Origin of the sequence: Streptomyces sp. JHA26, from assembly GCF_002005565.1 — a bacterium.
Classification (GTDB): domain Bacteria; phylum Actinomycetota; class Actinomycetes; order Streptomycetales; family Streptomycetaceae; genus Streptomyces.
Window position 1 is genome coordinate 83,930 of the sequence record NZ_BDJC01000013.1, and the last position, 17,022, is coordinate 100,951.

General features: G+C 71.0%; 14 protein-coding genes and 2 pseudogenes. 10 read left to right on the forward strand and 6 right to left on the reverse strand.

Annotation, left to right across the window (positions count from 1 at the left end; genetic code table 11):
* The first annotated feature begins 84 nt into the window (after positions 1–84).
* The 3 genes from JHAT_RS11035 to JHAT_RS11045 all read left to right on the forward strand — a co-directional run bounded on the left by JHAT_RS11035 (position 85) and on the right by JHAT_RS11045 (position 4,006).
* A complete protein-coding gene (locus tag JHAT_RS11035) occupies positions 85–1,482 on the forward strand; it encodes a DUF692 domain-containing protein (RefSeq protein ID WP_077797919.1) in 1,398 nt (465 codons plus the stop codon).
* 9 nt (positions 1,483–1,491) lie between these two features.
* Positions 1,492–2,286, forward strand: coding sequence for a TIGR04222 domain-containing membrane protein (locus JHAT_RS11040; RefSeq protein ID WP_077797920.1), 795 nt, complete (start codon positions 1,492–1,494; stop codon positions 2,284–2,286).
* 121 nt (positions 2,287–2,407) lie between these two features.
* Complete coding sequence (locus JHAT_RS11045) at positions 2,408–4,006, forward strand: alpha/beta hydrolase (RefSeq protein ID WP_077797921.1); 1,599 nt, start codon at positions 2,408–2,410, stop codon at positions 4,004–4,006.
* Positions 4,007–4,013: 7 nt separating this feature from the next.
* On the opposite strand, the gene hemQ is transcribed toward JHAT_RS11045, so the two are convergent.
* Positions 4,014–4,745, reverse strand: coding sequence for a hydrogen peroxide-dependent heme synthase (gene hemQ, locus JHAT_RS11050; RefSeq protein WP_077797922.1), 732 nt, complete (start codon positions 4,743–4,745; stop codon positions 4,014–4,016).
* Between the two features lie 4 nt (positions 4,746–4,749).
* On the reverse strand, positions 4,750–6,231 hold the full coding sequence (gene hemG, locus JHAT_RS11055) for a protoporphyrinogen oxidase (RefSeq protein ID WP_077797923.1): 1,482 nt from the start codon (positions 6,229–6,231) through the stop codon (positions 4,750–4,752).
* A 164-nt stretch (positions 6,232–6,395) separates the two neighbouring features.
* On the opposite strand from hemG, the gene JHAT_RS11060 reads away from it, so the two are divergent.
* Together JHAT_RS11060 and JHAT_RS11065 are read left to right on the forward strand one after the other, a co-directional pair.
* Entirely contained in the window at positions 6,396–7,373 is a 978-nt protein-coding gene (locus JHAT_RS11060) for a DUF4349 domain-containing protein (protein WP_077797924.1), read from the forward strand.
* A 27-nt stretch (positions 7,374–7,400) separates the two neighbouring features.
* Complete coding sequence (locus JHAT_RS11065) at positions 7,401–8,798, forward strand: FAD-dependent oxidoreductase (RefSeq protein WP_077797925.1); 1,398 nt, start codon at positions 7,401–7,403, stop codon at positions 8,796–8,798.
* Positions 8,799–8,841: 43 nt separating this feature from the next.
* Here the strand turns inward: JHAT_RS11065 and JHAT_RS11070 are convergent, their stop codons facing one another.
* A complete protein-coding gene (locus JHAT_RS11070) occupies positions 8,842–9,186 on the reverse strand; it encodes a hypothetical protein (RefSeq protein ID WP_077797926.1) in 345 nt (114 codons plus the stop codon).
* A gap of 134 nt (positions 9,187–9,320) precedes the next feature.
* Between JHAT_RS11070 and JHAT_RS11075 the strand changes: the two genes are divergently transcribed.
* The gene (locus tag JHAT_RS11075; protein WP_077797927.1) at positions 9,321–10,139 is read left to right on the forward strand and encodes a rhomboid family intramembrane serine protease; all 819 of its coding nucleotides are present in this window, start codon (positions 9,321–9,323) and stop codon (positions 10,137–10,139) included.
* Between the two features lie 549 nt (positions 10,140–10,688).
* Here JHAT_RS11075 and JHAT_RS11085 read toward each other — a convergent pair.
* Positions 10,689–11,462: a transposase gene (locus tag JHAT_RS11085; protein ID WP_077797928.1), complete on the reverse strand. Its 774-nt coding sequence runs from the start codon at positions 11,460–11,462 to the stop codon at positions 10,689–10,691.
* A 104-nt stretch (positions 11,463–11,566) separates the two neighbouring features.
* Here JHAT_RS11085 and JHAT_RS33850 point away from each other — a divergent pair, with 104 nt between their 5' ends.
* Together JHAT_RS33850 and JHAT_RS35935 are read left to right on the forward strand one after the other, a co-directional pair.
* Entirely contained in the window at positions 11,567–12,160 is a 594-nt protein-coding gene (locus JHAT_RS33850) for an IS5 family transposase (protein WP_253195461.1), read from the forward strand.
* Positions 12,081–12,458, forward strand: a pseudogene (locus JHAT_RS35935) (DNA/RNA non-specific endonuclease); the annotation flags it as partial. The gene JHAT_RS33850 and the pseudogene JHAT_RS35935, both read left to right, overlap by 80 nt.
* A gap of 147 nt (positions 12,459–12,605) precedes the next feature.
* Here the strand turns inward: JHAT_RS35935 and JHAT_RS34345 are convergent.
* Both JHAT_RS34345 and JHAT_RS35940 read right to left on the reverse strand, forming a co-directional pair.
* Entirely contained in the window at positions 12,606–13,193 is a 588-nt protein-coding gene (locus tag JHAT_RS34345; protein ID WP_143660401.1) for an SMI1/KNR4 family protein, read from the reverse strand.
* A 15-nt stretch (positions 13,194–13,208) separates the two neighbouring features.
* Positions 13,209–13,508 carry a DNA/RNA non-specific endonuclease gene (locus JHAT_RS35940; protein ID WP_107481900.1) on the reverse strand — a complete coding sequence of 100 codons (300 nt, stop codon included), beginning with the start codon at positions 13,506–13,508 and terminating at the stop codon, positions 13,209–13,211.
* Between the two features lie 995 nt (positions 13,509–14,503).
* On the opposite strand from JHAT_RS35940, the gene JHAT_RS11115 reads away from it, so the two are divergent.
* Both JHAT_RS11115 and JHAT_RS11125 read left to right on the forward strand, forming a co-directional pair.
* Positions 14,504–14,956, forward strand: a complete 453-nt coding sequence (locus JHAT_RS11115; RefSeq protein WP_077797931.1) for an HEXXH motif-containing putative peptide modification protein — start codon at positions 14,504–14,506, stop codon at positions 14,954–14,956.
* A 433-nt stretch (positions 14,957–15,389) separates the two neighbouring features.
* A pseudogene (locus JHAT_RS11125) lies at positions 15,390–17,017 on the forward strand (ISAzo13 family transposase).
* The last annotated feature ends 5 nt before the right edge of the window (positions 17,018–17,022 follow it).

The following is a 17,022-nucleotide window of genomic DNA, read 5'->3' on the forward strand; positions in this document are numbered from 1 at the left end:
TGTTGCTCTGAACATGCCCACCCCGGGGTTGGGGCCGGACGCCCCGGGCCATACCCCCGTCGAACCGACGGGGAGGGACGGACCATGGAGCGACTGGGAACCGGCATCGGATGGCGGCCGGAGATCGCGGACGTCGTGGAGCGGATGCCCGGCATCGACTGGGTCGAGGCCGTGGCCGAGAACCTCTGCCCCGGGCACCTGCCGGAATCCCTGCTGCGGCTGCGCGAGCGCGGCGTCACCGTCGTGCCGCACGGCGTCTCGCTCGGCCTCGGCGGCGCCGAGCGGCCCGACGCGGGCAGGCTGGCGGCGCTGGCCGAACGGGCCCGGGTGCTGGACTCGCCGCTGGTCACCGAGCACATCGCGTTCGTCCGGGCGGGCGGGCCGCTGTCCGCCTCCCCGCGCCTGGAGGCGGGGCACCTGCTGCCCGTGCCGCGCACCCGCGACGCCCTCGACGTGCTGTGCGAGAACGTGCGCGTCGCCCAGGACGCGCTGCCCGTGCCGCTCGCCGTGGAGAACATCGCCGCGCTGATCTCCTGGCCCGGCGAGGAGATGACGGAGGGACAGTTCCTGTACGAGCTGGTCGAACGGACCGGCGTACGGCTGCTGATCGACGTGGCGAACCTGTACACCAACCACGTCAACCGCGGCGAGGACCCCGCCGAGGCGCTGCGCGAACTGCCCGTGGAGGCCATCGCCTACGTCCACGTCGCGGGCGGCTTCGAGCGCGACGGCGTCTGGCACGACAGCCACGCCCACCCCGTGCCGCAACCGGTGCTGGACATCCTGACCGACCTCGCCTCGCGCGTCGCACCGCCCGGGGTGCTGCTGGAGCGCGACGAGAACTTCCCCGAGGGCGCCGAGCTGGAGGACGAGGTGGAGGCGATCCGGGCGGCGGTGGACAAGGGGCGGGCGTCCGGCACGGTTCCCACCGGCCCCGCGCCCGCGCCGCGCGGGGAGGAGGACCCCGCCGTCCCCGACGCCGTGCGCCAGCGCCTCGCCCTCGCGCAGACCGCGCTGCTGTCCTCCCTCGTCGCCGGCACGCCCGTGCCCGAGGGGTTCGACCGGGCGCGGCTCGCCGTGCAGGCGCGGGCGCTCGCCGGGAAGCGGGCGGACGTGGTCGCGAAGGTCGCGCCGGAACTGCCGGTGATCCTCGGTGCGGAGTACCGGCCCGCCTTCCTCGCGTACGCCCAGGGGCATCCGATGACCGCCGGGTACCGGCGGGACGCGCTGGAGTTCGCCGGAGGGCTGCTGCGGGACGGCCGGCCCCGGGACGCCGTCGCGCGGCGGGAGTTGCGGACGTGGTGGCTGGAGCGGTCGGGACCGGTGCCGCGACCGGACCGGCCCGGGGCCCGGTGGGCCCGCGCGACCCGGCGGGTGCTGCTGCGCCGCCGGGCGGAACCCGGACGCGGAACGTCACGCACCGGCCACACCACGTCCCGGAATGTGAAAAGGGCATGGCGCCGGCGTGATCCCCTGACATAGAAGTACGGCATGTTCTGGGTTCTTCTCCTGCTGCCGGCCTGGATCGTCGCGGGCCTGGCGTGCACCCGGCTGTGCCTGGCCGCCGTGCGCGCGGCCGACGCCGACACCGGGACCGGGGACCGTGCGCACGCCCTGACCCTGTACGAGGCGGCGTTCCTGTCCGGCGGCCCCCGGCGGGTCGCCGACCTGACGCTGGTGTCCATGGCCCGCCGGCGTCGCCTGCTGCTCGCGCACACCGGCTGGGTGACGGTCGTCGATCCGCGCGGCCGGGACGAGATGGAACGGTCGGTCATCGGGGCCATAGGGCCGCAGGGGCAGTCCCGGATAGCGCCGGTGCGGGCCGCCGCCGCCACCGCCGACGCGGTACGGGCCCTGGCGGACCGGCTGGTCGGCGCGGGCCTCGCCGTGCCGGACGGGACCCGCAGCATCGCGGCCGGGGTCCGGCGGGTGCGGCTCGCCGCGCTCACCGTGTGCGCGCTGGGCGCCGCCGCGCTGGCGCTGCCCGTACCGGCGGACGTGCCGCGCCACCTGATCGCCCTGTGGTTCGCGCTGCCGCTCGTCCTGACCCTGGGCTCCCTGGCGATCGCGCGGATGGAGGTCCACCCGTACGCGCGCTGGGCCTCGCCGGCGGGACAGCGGCTGCTCGGCACGCTCGCCCGGGAGGCCGGCGGCACGGCGGACGAGCGCACGTACCTCACGTCCGTCGCGGTGCACGGCGTCCACGCCATCGGCGAACCGGACCTGCGGGCGGCCTTCGCGCACCGGGAGGAGTACCTCGGGGAGCACCGCGCGCGGCAGGGCTGAGCCGGACGCCCGGCACGGCGTACGGCGCACCCGGCGCCGACACCCGCGGGCGGTGCTTGCCCCGCCCGGTCGCCGGGCGAAACATCCCTTCCGTCACCGCCGTGCACCGAAGGGACGTCCGATGCGAGCTGCCGCCCTCCTCCCGGCCGCCGGGTCCCTGCTGCTGAGCGCCCTCGCCGCCCCGGGACAGACGGTCCCGGGGACGCCCGTGACCTCCGAGGCGCGCGGCACGGCCGTGGCCGCCGCGCGCGCCGCCGAGGCCGGCATCGCGTTCGGCCGGTGCCCGGGGGCGGAGGACCTGCCGGCCGCCCTGCGCTGCGGCACCGTCTCCGTCCCCCTCGACTACGCGCACCCCGACGGCGAGCAGATCACGCTCACCGTCAGCCGGATGCGGGCCACGCACGAGGACCCGCGCGGCGGCGGGCGCGGGGTGCCGGGGCAGGGCGCCCTGGTCCACCGGACGGGCGGGCCGGGCACCGGCTCGCTGTACGTCCCGCTCACCGGCCTGATGCCGCAGTGGAGGCGGATCGCGGCGGCGTACGACCTGATCGGCTACGCCCCGCGCGGCGTCGCCCCCTCCGCGCCGCTGTCCTGCCAGGACCCGAAGAGCTTCTTCGAGGGGCCGCGGCCCGCACCGGCCCACCCCTCCGACGCCTTCAAGAAGGAACGCGCCGCCGAGGCCGAGGCGTACGCGCGCGGCTGCCACGAGCGGGCGGGCGACGCGCTGCGCCACTACCGCTCCCTCGACGACGCCCGCGACCTGGACGTCGTACGGGCCGCGCTGGGCGAGCGGAAGCTCACCTTCATGGGTACGTCGTACGGCGCGTACCTCGGGGCGCTGTACGCGGAGCTGTTCCCCTCGCACGTGCGGCGGATGGTGTTCGACTCGCCGGCGGACCCGGCTCCGGAACAGGTGGGGTACCGCAACGGCCTGGACCGCGCGGAGGCGTTCGAGGACCGCTGGAGGGACCTCAGGGAGTGGATCGCCGGGCACGACGACGTGTACGGGCTCGGCGGCACGCCGGGGCAGGTGCAGCGCAGCTACGACAGGGCGAGCGCGCGGCTCGCGCGGCGGCCCGCGGGCGGCACGGTGGGCCCGGCGCAGCTGCACGGGGCGTTCCTGAGGGCCGTGTACGACGACGTCTACTGGCCGTACCGCGCCGAGGCACTGTCGGCCTATCTGAAGGGGGACCCGCAGCCGCTGGTCGACCAGGCGGGGACGTACCCCGAGGAGGAGGCGGCCGAGGCGGAGAACGCGGACGCGGCCCGCACGGCCGTCGAGTGCAACGACGCGCCCTGGCCGACGGAGTTCCGGGTGTGGGACCGGGACCACACGCGGCTCGCGCGCCGGGCGCCGTTCGCGGCGTGGGACGACGTGTGGGCGCATCTGCCGTGCGCCTTCTGGCCGGCGCCCCGGCAGCGGCCGCTCGACGTGCGCACCGGGCCGGGCGAGCTGCCGCCGACGCTGGTGCTGGCCGCCGAACGGGACGCGGTCGCGCCGTACGACGGGGCGCTGGAGCTGCACCGGCGGCTGTCGGGCTCGGTGCTGGTGACCGAGCGGGGGGCCGGGACGCACGGCGTCGGGGGCGGCCCCGACGCCTGCGTCGACGGGCACCTGGAGGCGTACCTGCTGGAGGGACGCCTCCCGGCGCGGGACGCGTCCTGCCCCGGGAGACCGGAACCGGCACCGCGGCGGACCGCGACGGCTCCGGCGGCCTGAAGCCGGGTCAGGCCAGCCCGGCCACCAGCTCCGCGACGTCCTTGCGGCGCCCCGTGTAGAACGGGATCTCCTCGCGGACGTGCATGCGGGCCTCGGAGCCGCGCAGGTGGCGCATGAGGTCGACGATGCGGTGCAGCTCGTCGGCCTCGAAGGCGAGGATCCACTCGTAGTCGCCCAGCGAGAAGGAGGCGACCGTGTTGGCGCGCACGTCCGGGAACCCGCGGGCCATCTTGCCGTGGTCGGCGAGCATGCGGCGGCGGTCCTCGTCGGGCAGCAGGTACCAGTCGTACGAGCGCACGAACGGGTAGACGCTGACGTAGTCGCGCGGCGTCTCGTCGGCCAGGAACGCCGGGATGTGCGAGCGGTTGAACTCGGCGGGGCGGTGCAACGCCATGTTCGACCAGACCGGCTCCAGCGCGCGGCCGAGCTTCGTGCGGCGGAAGAGGTTGTACGCCTCCTGCAGCTGGTCCGCGGTCTCCGCGTGCCACCAGATCATCAGGTCGGCGTCGGCCCGCAGACCGGACAGGTCGTAGGTGCCGCGGATCGTCACGTCCTTCGCCGCGAGCTGGTCGAACAGCTCCTGGACCTCGTCGGCGTACCCGGCGCGGTCCTCGGGGAGGGCGTCCTTGAGCTTGAAGACGGACCAGAGGGTGTAGCGGATGACCTCGTTGAGGTCCTTGGCCAGCTTGCCCTTGTTGGGGATGCGCTCGGCCGCGGGGGTGGAGGCGTCGTCACTCATGGCCCTATTCTCCCGCTCCGCCGTGCAGGCTCTGCACCGGGTGGGCCGTGAGCTCCTCCACACCGCGCAGGTCACCCCGGAGCTGGTCGGCGGCCGCGTACGCGCTCGCGATGCTCGCCGGGATGCCGACGCCGTCGTAGGCGGCGCCGCACACCGCGAGGCCCGGCAGCTTCGCCACGTGCGCGCGGACGCGGGCCACGCGCGCGTGGTGGCCGACGGGGTACTGCGGCAGGCCGTCCTGCCAGCGGGTGACGCGGGTGGCGACCGGCGCGGCGGTCAGGCCGGTGGCCTCCTGGAGGTCGTGCCGGGACACGGCGACGAGCCCGTCGTCGTCGCGGCCGAGGATCTCCGTCTCGCCGTACCGGCCCACCGAGGTGCGCAGGACGACCAGGTCCGGGTCCTCGTCGCCGATCCAGCCCCACTTGCGGGAGGCGAAGGTGGACGCCTTGATGGTGCGCCCGTCGACGGGCGGCACGAGGAAGCCGCTGCCCTCGGGGAGCGCGGCGGCGTCGGAGCGGCGGTAGGCGAGGGTGATCAGGGCCATCGAGGCGTACTCCACCGCGGACAGCTCCGCCGCGGCCGCGGGGGCCTCGGCGCGCAGCAGCTCGGCGGCGGGCCGGGCGGGCACGGCGACGACGACCGCCCCGGGGTGCAGCACCCGGTCGCCGGCGACGACCCGCCAGCCGCCGTCCGGGGCGGTGCGGCGCAGCTCCGTCACGGGCGCCCCGGTGACGATCTCGCCGCCTTGCGCCCGCACCGACTCCGCGACCGCGAGCGGGAGGGTGCCGATGCCGCCCTCGATGCCCATGAACACCGGTCCGCTCGGCGGGGAGGTGGCCGTGCGGCCCTGGAGGGCGCGCACCGCCTCGGTGAGGGAGGCGTGGGCGCGGGCGGCCTCGAAGAGCTGGGGCACGGCCGAGCGCAGCGAGATGCGGTACGCGTCGCCCGCGTAGACCCCGCCCAGCAGCGGTTCGACGAGCCGGTCGACGACCTCGCGGCCCAGGCGCGCCGCGACGTACTCCCCCACGGCCACGTCGTCGCCGACCTCGGTGCGGGGCAGCTCGGCGTCGCGCTCGATGCGGGCGAGGCCCTCCGGCGACAGCACGCCGGCCAGGGCGGCGGCGGTGCCGGGGACGCCCATGACGTGGCCCTTGGGCATGGGGCGCAGCGCGCCGCGGGTCCACAGCGAGGCCGACGCGGTGGCCGGCGGCTGGAGCCGGCCGGCGAGACCGACCCGGCGGGCGAGGCCGACGGCCTCGGGGCGGCGGGCCAGCATCGACTCGGCGCCGAGGTCGACGCGGACGCCGGCGATCTCTCCGGGCAGCAGCTTGCCGCCGACGCGGTCCGAGGCCTCCAGCACGGTCACGCGGGCCCCGTGCTCCAGCAGCCGGTGGGCGGCGGCCAGTCCGGCGATGCCGGCCCCGATGACGACGACGTGCCCCGTGTCCGCGGGTGTCGTGCCCGCCGGGATCTCGCTTGCGCACATGCCCCAAGCCTCTCAGACCCCGCCGACGGCGCGGCCGGCAGGCCGGGTGCCGCGTGCTCGCGGGGCGAGTCCGGACCGTGACCTCTTCGGAACCGTTCCGCGCCGTCGCCCGCGCCCCTGACGACGTCCTAGGAACGACAGTCGACACCGACCCCGGGGGCCCTGTGCGTACACCACCTTCCCTGCGAGCCGTTCCGGCCGCGGCCGCCGTCCTGCTGGCCGCGGTCCTCGCGCTCACCGGATGCAGCGCCGGCGACGACTCCGCCGGCACGAGCGACGCCAAGGCGGCCGCCCCGACGGGCGTGGCCGACGGCGACGGCGCGACGGGCGCGGAGACGGGCCGTTCCGGGGCGACCGCGCCGCCGAAGGCCGCCGCGAGCCACATCATCCGCACCGTCTCCCTGACGGTCCAGGTCAAGGACGTCCCCAAGGCGCTCGAGGGGGCGCGCGCCGCTGCCGAGAACGCGGGCGGTTACGTCGGGGACGAGACCACCAACCGGGACGAGGACGGCCGCGAACGGTCCCGGCTCGTCCTGCGCGTGCCCGTCGACGCGTACCAGGACGTCCTGACCGAACTGGAGGGCGCCGGCAGACTCCTGGAGCGCGACGCGAAGGCGGAGGACGTCACCGACCAGGTCGTGGACGTGCAGAGCCGCATCACGTCGCAGCGCGCCAGCGTGGCCCGGGTGCGCGAGCTGATGGACCGCGCCACCAGTCTGAGCGACGTGGTGACGCTGGAGGGGGAGCTGAGTTCCCGTCAGGCCGAGCTGGAGGCGCTGCTCGCCCGGCAGGCGTCCCTGAAGGACCGCACGAGCCTGGCCACCATCACCCTCTCCCTGTCCGAGCCGCCGGTGCGGAAGGAGGTCGTCGAGGACGACGACGACCCGGGGTTCACGGACGCGCTGGCGGGCGGCTGGGACGCGTTCGTGACGGTGCTGCGCTGGGTGGCGATGGTGTTCGGCGCCGTTCTGCCGTTCGCCGCGGTGGCGGCGCTGCTGGTGCTGCTGTGGCTGCGGGTGGTACGGCCCCGGCTGCCGCGCCGCCCCGAGGCCCCGCCGGTGACGCCGGTGGTCGGCCCGCTGCCGACGGCCCGGCCGGCACCGGGGGACACGCCCGCCGGGGAGACGGGCGAGCGGAACTGAACCGCCGTGTCCGCGTAGCGTGTTCGCATGAGCATGAGCAGTGCGGGGAGTACGCGGGAGCGGCTGGTGGTGATCGGCGGCGACGCCGCGGGGATGTCCGCGGCGTCGCAGGCACGCCGGCTGAAGGGCCCGGACGAACTGGAGATCGTGGCGTTCGAGCGCGGTCACTTCAGCTCGTTCTCGGCGTGCGGCATCCCCTACTGGGTCGGCGGCGACGTCCCCGAACGGGACCGCCTGATCGCCCGTTCGCCCGAGGAGCACCGCTCGCGCGGCATCGACCTGCGGATGCGCACCGAGGTGACGGAGATCGACGTCGACGGCGGACGGGTGCGCGCGCGTGACGTCGATTCGGGCGCGCAGACCTGGACGTCGTACGACAAGCTCGTGATCGCGACCGGCGCCCGCCCGATCCGCCCCGACCTGCCGGGGGCCGACGCGCCCGGCGTGCACGGGGTGCAGACCCTCGACGACGGGCAGGCGCTGCTCGACACGCTGGCCCGCACGCGGGGACGGCGCGCGGTGGTCGTCGGGGCCGGGTACATCGGCGTGGAGATGGCCGAGGCGCTCATCAACCGCGGGTACGAGGTGACGGTCGTCAACCGCGGCCGGGAGCCGATGTCCACGCTCGACCCGGACATGGGCCGGATGGTGCACGAGGCGATGGAGGGCCTCGGCATCACCATGCTGAACGACGCCGAGGTCACCAAGGTGCTGACGGGCGACGACGGCCGGGTCCGCGCGGTGGCCACCGAGGAGGCCGAGTACCCGGCGGACGTGGTGGTGCTCGGCATCGGCGTGCGCCCCGAGACCTCGCTCGCCGCCGGGGCCGGCCTGCCGCTCGGCGCCCACGGCGGGCTGCTGACCGACCTGGCGATGCGCGTGCGCGGGCACGGGAACATCTGGGCCGGCGGCGACTGCGTGGAGGTGCTCGACCTGGTCTCCGGGCAGGAGCGGCACATTCCGCTGGGTACGCACGCCAACAAGCACGGGCAGGTCATCGGTACCAATGCGGGCGGGGGGTACGCCACCTTCCCGGGGGTGGTCGGCACGGCGGTCAGCAAGGTCTGCGACCTGGAGATCGCGCGGACCGGGCTGCGCGAGAAGGACGCGCTGCGGGCGGGGCTGCGGTTCGTGTCGGTCACCGTCGAGTCCACCAGCCGCGCCGGGTACTACCCGGGCGCCTCCCCCATGACGGTGAAGATGCTCGCCGAGCGGCGCACCGGCCGGCTGCTCGGTGTGCAGATCGTCGGCCGTGAGGGCGCGGGCAAACGGGTCGACATCGCCGCGGTGGCCCTCACGGCCGGGATGACGGTGGAACGGATGACGTCCCTGGACCTGGGGTACGCGCCGCCGTTCTCCCCGGTGTGGGACCCCGTGCTGGTGGCGGCCCGCAAGGCGGCGAAGGCGGTGGAACAGCACCGTTGACGGCCCCCCGGGGTCACACCGTGCCGTCGACGGCCCCCCGGGGTCACACCGTGCCGTTGATCCGGTCGATGGCCTGCCGAGCCTGCTCGGCCGGGGGCCGCGAGGGCAGGGACGACACGGACGCCGGGGTGGTCACCGGCGCCGGGGCGGAGACGGCGGGCGGCTGCTCACCGGCCGGTCTGGCGTGCGTGGCGGCGCGGGTGGAGCGCAGCCGGTGGCTCACCGCCTCGTCCAGTGTCACGGGCCGCCGCATCTGCGCGGCCAGCCGCCCGGCGTCCTGGCCGAGCCGGGCGACGTCCTCCCAGGGCAGGCGCAGCACGAGCACCACCTCCGCCTCTCCGTCGGGCAGGGCGTGCATCGCCGGAGCCGGTGTGACCCGTTCGTCCATCGCCTGATCCTCACGTCGTCCCCGCGCCCCGCCTTCCCCGGACCGCGGGCCGTTGACAGGACATACGCGCCCACGGACGGGGGTGTTCAGGTGACGCGCCGATTCACCGTCCGTCGAGCGGGCAGTAGTGACCCGTGGTCATCCCCGTCCATGACGTGAACCCGGCGCGCCGCACGCCCTGGGTGACGTACGCCCTGATCCTCGCGAACGTCCTGGTCTTCCTGTTCACCCCCGGCATGACCGGTTCGGTGACGGGCGAGGGCGGTCTCGCGCAGATGTGCCATCTCCAGGCGTTCCTGGACCACTACGCGGCGGTGCCCCAGGAGTTGCTGCAGCACCGGCTGCCCCGGCTGGTGCCGACCGGCGAGACCGGGGTGGGCCCGCGGGGGCCGGGCTGCGTGATCGGCCCGCCGGACTACGACAAGTCCCCCGAGCTGAGCGTCCTGACGGCGATGTTCCTGCACGGCGGCTGGCTGCACCTGCTGGGCAACATGCTCTTCCTGTGGATCTTCGGCAACAACGTCGAGGACCGGATGGGCCACCTGCGCTACCTGCTGTTCTACGGCGTGTGCGGCTACGCGTCCGCGTACGGATTCGCACTCACGAACCCCTCCTCCACCACTCCCCTGATCGGCGCCTCCGGGGCGATCGCCGGCGTCCTCGGCGCGTACCTGGTGCTGTACCCGAGGGCCCGCGTCTGGGTCCTCGTCCCCTTCCTGATCTTCCTGCCGCTACGCCTGCCCGCCTGGATCGTCCTGGGCCTGTGGTTCGTCCTCCAGGCGTTCTACTCCGCCGGCCAGGGCGTCTCCAGCGCCGGCACCGTCGCCTACGTCGCCCACGTGGTCGGTTTCGCGGTCGGCATGCTCCTCGCCTGGCCGCTCAAGCCCGGCACTCCCCCACCGCCGGAGCCCCGCGGCATCCTCTTCGGACGGCGGGCGCGACGGGCCCCATAGGAGCCTGCCAGGCAAGCGAGCAACACGGAGAGCAGTGGAGTCAGTTTGCAATTGCAGTGTTGCAATCCAATATCGGTTCGCCGTTCATTGAATGATTCAATCATCCGCATGTTTTGCCAGCACTTTGCCCCTATGGCAGGGCTTACGCTGACCAGATGCTGAGTTACCTGATGGGCCATCAGCTGCCGACGGGAGCCCATGAGGGCCCCTTGAAGCCCGGCTCGGGAGGCCCGGCGAGGAACCCCGCCGCTCGCGATCCTGCCTTCGCGCGCTTCCCCTCATTACATTAAGACCGTGTCCTACGTGGTGAGGCGTCGTTGAACTCGGCATGGGGCGGGGTACGTGGAGTTGGATTGTTCCGGACGGGTTGTAGGAGATCGCGAAGCCGCTGATCCCGCCGGCGAGGGTGCGGCCGCAGGGCGGTGGAACACAGAACGTCCCTGATGAGACGCTGTTCGCCGCGATCATCTACGTGCTGGTCAGCGGCTGCGCCTGGACGATGTCCCGTAAATGCTCTGGGACATGCTGGTTGACCTGCTTGTTTGCCTGTCATCCGGTGAGGGTGAGGTTGTGCAGGCGTGCGATGCCGAGCATGGCGTGGTGGACGCCGTCGCCTTTGAGGCGGCAGTCGCGGAGGATCTTCCAGCTCTTCATGCGGGCGAGGGTGTGCTCGACGCGGGCGCGGACCTTGCGGTGGGAGGCGTTGTGTTGCTCCTTCCAGGTCGGCAGTTCCTCGTCCTTGTGCCGGCGGTGGTGCGGGATGGTCAGGCCGGTGCCCCGGTAGCCGCCGTCGGCGATCACCGTGGGGGTGGTGCCGACGGCGGCCTTCGCGCCGGAGTCCTCCCGGGTCCGGCAGTCGTTGCGGTTGCCGGGCAGCGGCTTGCCGACGGCGACCACGAGGCGGGTGTCGGCGTCGATGACGACCTGGTGGTTGGTGGAGTAGCGGTGGTTCTTGCTGGAGGCGGCCACGGTCCGGTCGCGGGTGGGGACCAGTGTGCCGTCCACGATGAGCACGGTCTCCTTGCGGAACCGCCGCCGGGGCTGGAGGGCGAGAGCCGGTCCGAGGTGGTCGACGATCCGGTCGGCCGCCGACTTTGATATGCCGAACAGCGGGGCGAGCTGGCGCAGGGTGAGGTTGGTGCGCCAGTACGCGGCCACCAGCAGCACCCGGTCCTCCAACGGCAGCGACCACGGCCGGCCCTTGCGGACCGGATCGGCCCCCTCACGACGCAACGCGGTGATCAGCTTGTTGAACTGCCGCGGGCTCAGCCCGGTGAAAGGGCCTATCCAAGAGGGCTCCGACGCCGTGATCACACCAGCCACGGCAAGATCATCTCACCTCTGACCAGCAAATACGGGACAACCTCTGGCGCCAACTTCCGCCTTGCTTCGGCATATCGAAGTCGACCGCCCACCGTCGGTTCCTGATCAGGTCCAGAGCCGGCGTCTGGGGGCGGCTGCACAAGGCCGTACTGCATCGGCTCGACGACGCCGGCCTCGTCGACGTCACCCGCGTCGTTCTGGACACTGCCCACGTCCGCACTAAAAAAGGGGCGAACACACAGGTCCGAGCCCCGTGGACCGAGGTAAAGCCGGGTTCCAAGATGCACGTCCTGTCGGACGCGAACGGCCTGCCCCTCCTCGTCGGCATCTCCGCCGGCAACACCCACGACAGCGAAGGACTGAAGCCAATGGTCGAGGGTCACCAAACGAGACACGACCCCCACGACGGCCGCTACTTCAAGCCCCAGCGCCTGCATGCGGACAAAGCCTACGACCGGGCTGACCTGCGCAGATGGCTCCGTGGCAAGCGCATCGGCGTCCGCATCGCACGCAAAGGCATCGAGTCCAGCGAACGATCAGGACGACGCCGCTGGGTAATCGAGCGCACCATGTCGTGGCTGTCCGGCTACCGCAGACTCAGCCCCCGCTACGAACGCGATCCCCGCAACTACCTGGCCTTTCTCGGCCTCGCCGCCGCCCTGTGCTGCTACAAGCGACTCATCCGCCTCACCACGTAGGACACGGTCTAAGTGGAAGCCGGACTGCGAGACCGGCGCCACGAATGGCCCCTATCCTGCTGATTACTGGAGCCTCAACACGAGTCCTCGCGCTAAGGCGCGAGGTCACCTGGCAGGCTGCCATTTCGGCGGATCCGGTTCAGACCTACGGAATCTGGTCCCGCTACACAGAGATGCGAACTCCAATGTCATGAAAGGCGTCGAGACAAAGATCGCGAACCAGATAGTCGAAGGCCAGACAGTCCACTACGAGGTCACCCCTATCTATCCCGCAAGGGCGACTGGGATTCCCGACCAGATCCATATAAAGGCGCGGGGAAACCTAGCCTCGATCTTGCGTGACGGTCCACCGACAGAGTTGGTGGACCGTCACGCAAGATCGAGGCTAGGGATTCTCCACCCAGTGCGACAAAGCACCGTGGTGGTGTACACAGCATTGTGTCGCTCACATACCGCGTGCAGGACCTTCCCAACTGGTCAACGGTTCCGTCTCACTCATCGGCAGATTCTCGAAAACGATCGGCCCCGAATAGAAGACGCCACTGCCCGGACCGAACATGTCCTCACCGATCAGGTACCTGTAGAACCATTCAGAGAACGACATGTCGTATTCGTGGTACAACGCCTCATTTCCGTCACAGGAAAAGAGCCTCCATACCCCTGTGTCCGCCTCGACTTTCCCGAAGAGGTTCTCTCCACGGTCGGTTTCGAGTAGCGGAATTAGGCCGAAGGGAGCACCGAAGGGCGAACCGATGAAGCCGCGGCGCTCTAGGTCTTTCAGATCACTGCGGGAGAACGCCTGAATCGTCTCCTGCATCCATCGCCCCAAGTTCCAATGGCGAGTAGCGGGATGCTGCAGGAAGAGATGAACGTTCAATTGCACTGGGGCATATTTGCCGATGATTTCCTTGTAGTCATCAGGCAAACGAACCCCCAAATCATTTTCTAGTTCACCCCAAATCGCAGCAGGAACAGAGGCACCCCTACCCTCCCCTAGCATGCGGATTACCGATTCGGTGAAGTTGCGCGACATTGATATTCCCTGAGCTCATTTAGGACAGCTTGCGGACCCGGTGGTCGACCCACCTGCAGTAGTTGGGTGAATTACGCAGTGTTTGGCCACCCCCGTACTCAAGTCCCGGTAATTGTATTCAATTTGGGTGGGGATCCCAGAGTTCGCATTTCCGTAATGCGGGTTGATGTGCAGAGCCACTTTGTGACCCGCTTCGAGTGACACTCGTATATCGTTCTCCACTCCATCTCTGATATAAGGACTGTTGGTGCGCGCGTACTGGGGTACAAGGTTTCGAAGGTCTTTTCCGTCGCCGCCACCAAGCTTTGGCTGCAGGTGCCCGTTCTAGCGTCACTCATCCCGTAGGCGATCGACATGCCGTCACCGACCTGCATCCGCACCACAGGATCGGCATCAGCCGTCCCCGTGAACGCGATCGCCTCTTCGGTCGAAGCCGTCTCCCAGCCGTCCTCACCGACGCTCATCGTGCTCGGCCCGGCAGCGTCACGGCGCTTCAAAGTGGTGTCGATGGGCCGCCAAGCACCATCACTGCCCTGGTAGTTGACAGGCTCGTTGTAGAAGCGGGTGGTGTACGTACTGTCCGGATTGCGGTAGGTCCGCTGCTGCTCCTTGCGCGCAGACGCGACCTCCTTGCTCCCCTTGGCATCAAAACCCTGAGCTTCAGGCAGGGCAGGCGCCTCGGTGCTCACGGCCGGGCCCGGCTCCGGCATCGTCGCGGTACCGGGCAACCTGGTGATGCCGTACTCGTCCGCAGCAGGCAGTTCGCCTTGGCCGGCAAGCGCGCCAGTACGGCCTCCCGACGCCGTCGCCTCCGTGGCATCCGTGGGGGCGCTGTGCCGACGCCCGGCAGCAGAACCCCACCGCTGCTCCGGAGAACCGACGTCAGCACTCTCGCCACCGGCCCACTGATCCACCGCCAGAGCGGCCTGCTCAGTACCGGTCAGTACCGCCAGCACGAAGGCGACAGCAACAACAACCGAACGCGCTGGACGCACAGATACCCCCACAGGAACCAAACAAGAGGGGCCAGTTTTAAGTGATCTTCACCTGCCTACACAAGGTGTTCACGGGATTACAAGATGGCATCGTGACCATGATCACGTGGACTTTTCAGATAAACAACTCACTCCTGGATGAGTTACAAACCCATCCAGGCCCCACTGACATCCGGGCAATAGAGTGCTACCGGGGTGCACCCAAGCGTGAGCCATGGATCCTGCGTCAGCGGCCGGGAGCTGCATCCGTCTGGGAAGTGAGCCGGGCACGGCGGCACAGAGGCTGCTCTCCTCCGGTGTGCCGCGGGCAAAGGCTTGACCGGCCAGCGGCGCCCCGACCAAACCCTGCGCAGGTTTACCATCACCCGGCTGCCCGCGACCGTGTTCACGGACCACACCGGCGACGCAGCCGTGCTCGGCCGCGGCCTCGTCCACGAAGCCGCCCACAACTGGCTCAACGATGCTCTGGCCGCGCTCCAGGCCACCATCCCCGACGACGAGACTTTCTGCTCCCCGTGGCGCGGCACCGAGCGACCCGCGTACGGGTTCCTCCACGCCTGCTTCGCCTTTCCTCTCACCGTCATCTACGCCGTTCGGATCTTGTGCACCTCTGGGACCGGACACACTGCCCTCGCCGACCACGTCCGCCAACAGCGCACCCAACTGGTCGCTGTCAAGAATGACTTCGTCCGTGCCTCGAAGCTGATCACCGACCGCGTGCTGCGTGAGCAGCTCAACGCCGTCTTCCAGCACGCCTGCACGCTTTGAACCACTCACCGAGCCCCCGGCCCCTTCGCGAATCACCCGCGTACAACTCAGCCAGCCGTTACTGTCCAGCACGGCAGCCTCACCGCATCTGGAGTCCCACGATGGAGAACTTCTTCACGTCCAAGAAATCTGAGGTGACAGAGGTCCATTCCCGCACGTCCTCTTGCTGCTGAGCGAGGACGAAGAGTTCCGCGCGTAGGCCCGCGCCCACTACGACCTGCTCGCCGAGTACGGCGACAGGCTCGGCGTGGCCCCCGAGGAATGGCTCCACTCGACGGTCCAGGGCATCCACCACTCGAACAACACCGACCAGATACACCAGCTCCGTGACGAGCTGGCGGCATGAAGTCCTTCCGGGGCCAGCTGGTCCGGTGTTAAGGGCTTGCCGATCATCAAGGTGTTGCTTTCGGGGGTGGGGTCTCGTTGATGTCGTATGCGCATCCCGGACGAGACTCGTGACCAACTTGCTGTGAAATTCGCGGTGTTGTTCCCGCATCTGGATGAGCGGCAGCGGCGGTTGCTGGTGGCCGCGGAGGCCCGGAGCCTGGGCCATGGCGGCACCCGGGCCGTGGCCCGGGCGGCCGGGATGAGCGAGACAACGATCCGCAGGGGTATGTCCGACCTGGAGGCGGGCGAGCCCCTGGTGGAGCGGATACGGCGGCCGGGCGGTGGGCGCAAACGCGTCGCGGACCTCGATCCCGGACTGCGCTCTGCGCTGCTGGCGCTGGTCGAGCCGGACGAGCGCGGGATCCGATGTCGCCGTTGCGGTGGACGACCAAGTCGACCCGCACGCTGGCGGCCGAGCTGACCCGCCAGGGACACCGGGTCGGTGCCGACACCGTCGCCGGCCTGCTGCGCCAGGCGGGCTTCCGGCTGCAGGCCGACGCCAAGACGCTCGAGGGCAGTCAGCATGTGGACCGGGATGCCCAGTTCCGGTATCTCAACGAGCAGGCACGCGAACACCGGGACGCGGGCCAGCCTGTGATCAGCGTGGACACCAAGAAGAAGGAGCTGGTCGGCGACTTCCACAATCCGGGCCGCTCCTGGCGGCCGACGGGTGACCCGGTGCCGGTGCGCGTGCATGACTTCGCCGATCCGCAGCTGGGCAAGGCCATCCCTTACGGCATCTACGACCTGGCGGCCACCACCGGCTGGATCAATGTCGGCACCGACTATGACACCGCCGCGTTCGCGGTGGAGTCGATCCGCCGCTGGTGGCACGATCAGGGCCGGGCCGCTTATCCGCGGGCTTCCCGGTTGCTGATCACCGCCGATGCGGGCGGCTCCAATGGCCACCGCACCCGGGCCCGGAAACTCCACCTCGCCCGCCTGGCCGCCGAGACCGGCCTGACCATCACGGTCTGCCACCTGCCTCCGGGCACATCGAAGTGGAACAAGATCGAGCACCGGCTCTTCTCCCACATCACCATGAATTGGCGCGGCCGCCGCTGACCAGCCACGAAGTCGTCCTCGAATCGATCGCCGCGACCACCACCCGCACCGGACTGCGCGGGCAGGCCCGGCTGGACACCAACACCTACCCCATCGGCATCGGTGTCGGCGATGCGGAGATGGCGGCCCTGCCGCTGACCCGGCACACCTTCCACGGCGAGTGGAAGGTGTGCCCTGCACCCCCAGTCGGCCCCGGCCATCCCGGCAGCCCTCAGCAGCCGGCCACCGGCACCGCAGTGGGACCCGGCCATGCTGTCCGATCCCGCACTGACCGGCCTGGCCCCGCACCAGCTGCAGCAGCTCATCGAAACCCTGGCCGCGAAAGGGGACACCCGCCGCGGCCGCCCGCCCCGCCTCGCCTTCGCCGACCAGGTCCTGGCCGCCGTGCTCCACCTGCACGTCAACCTGGCCGCGGAACCCCTCGCCGTGCTCTTCAACAGCAGCCGCACCGCCATGCACCGCACCCTGCTGAAGATCAGACGCCTGCTCGAAGCACAGGGCATCACCATCGCGCCGGCCACCACCCCACCAGCCGCCCTGGCAGCCCTCCAAGCCCAAGTCGCCACCCGAAGCAACAACCCCAACAGCAAGATCAAGACGACAGGTTAATGATC

Bases quoted from the DNA above. Each gene is read 5' to 3' on its own strand.
- JHAT_RS11065 (WP_077797925.1), top strand. From the start codon at position 7,401: ATGAGCATGAGCAGTGCGGGGAGTACGCGGGAGCGGCTGGTGGTGATC.
- JHAT_RS34345 (WP_143660401.1), bottom strand. From the start codon at position 13,193: ATGTCGCGCAACTTCACCGAATCGGTAATCCGCATGCTAGGGGAGGGT.
- hemQ (WP_077797922.1), bottom strand. From the start codon at position 4,745: ATGAGTGACGACGCCTCCACCCCCGCGGCCGAGCGCATCCCCAACAAG.
- JHAT_RS11035 (WP_077797919.1), top strand. From the start codon at position 85: ATGGAGCGACTGGGAACCGGCATCGGATGGCGGCCGGAGATCGCGGAC.
- JHAT_RS11070 (WP_077797926.1), bottom strand. From the start codon at position 9,186: ATGGACGAACGGGTCACACCGGCTCCGGCGATGCACGCCCTGCCCGAC.
- hemG (WP_077797923.1), bottom strand. From the start codon at position 6,231: ATGTGCGCAAGCGAGATCCCGGCGGGCACGACACCCGCGGACACGGGG.
- JHAT_RS11045 (WP_077797921.1), top strand. From the start codon at position 2,408: ATGCGAGCTGCCGCCCTCCTCCCGGCCGCCGGGTCCCTGCTGCTGAGC.
- JHAT_RS11040 (WP_077797920.1), top strand. From the start codon at position 1,492: ATGTTCTGGGTTCTTCTCCTGCTGCCGGCCTGGATCGTCGCGGGCCTG.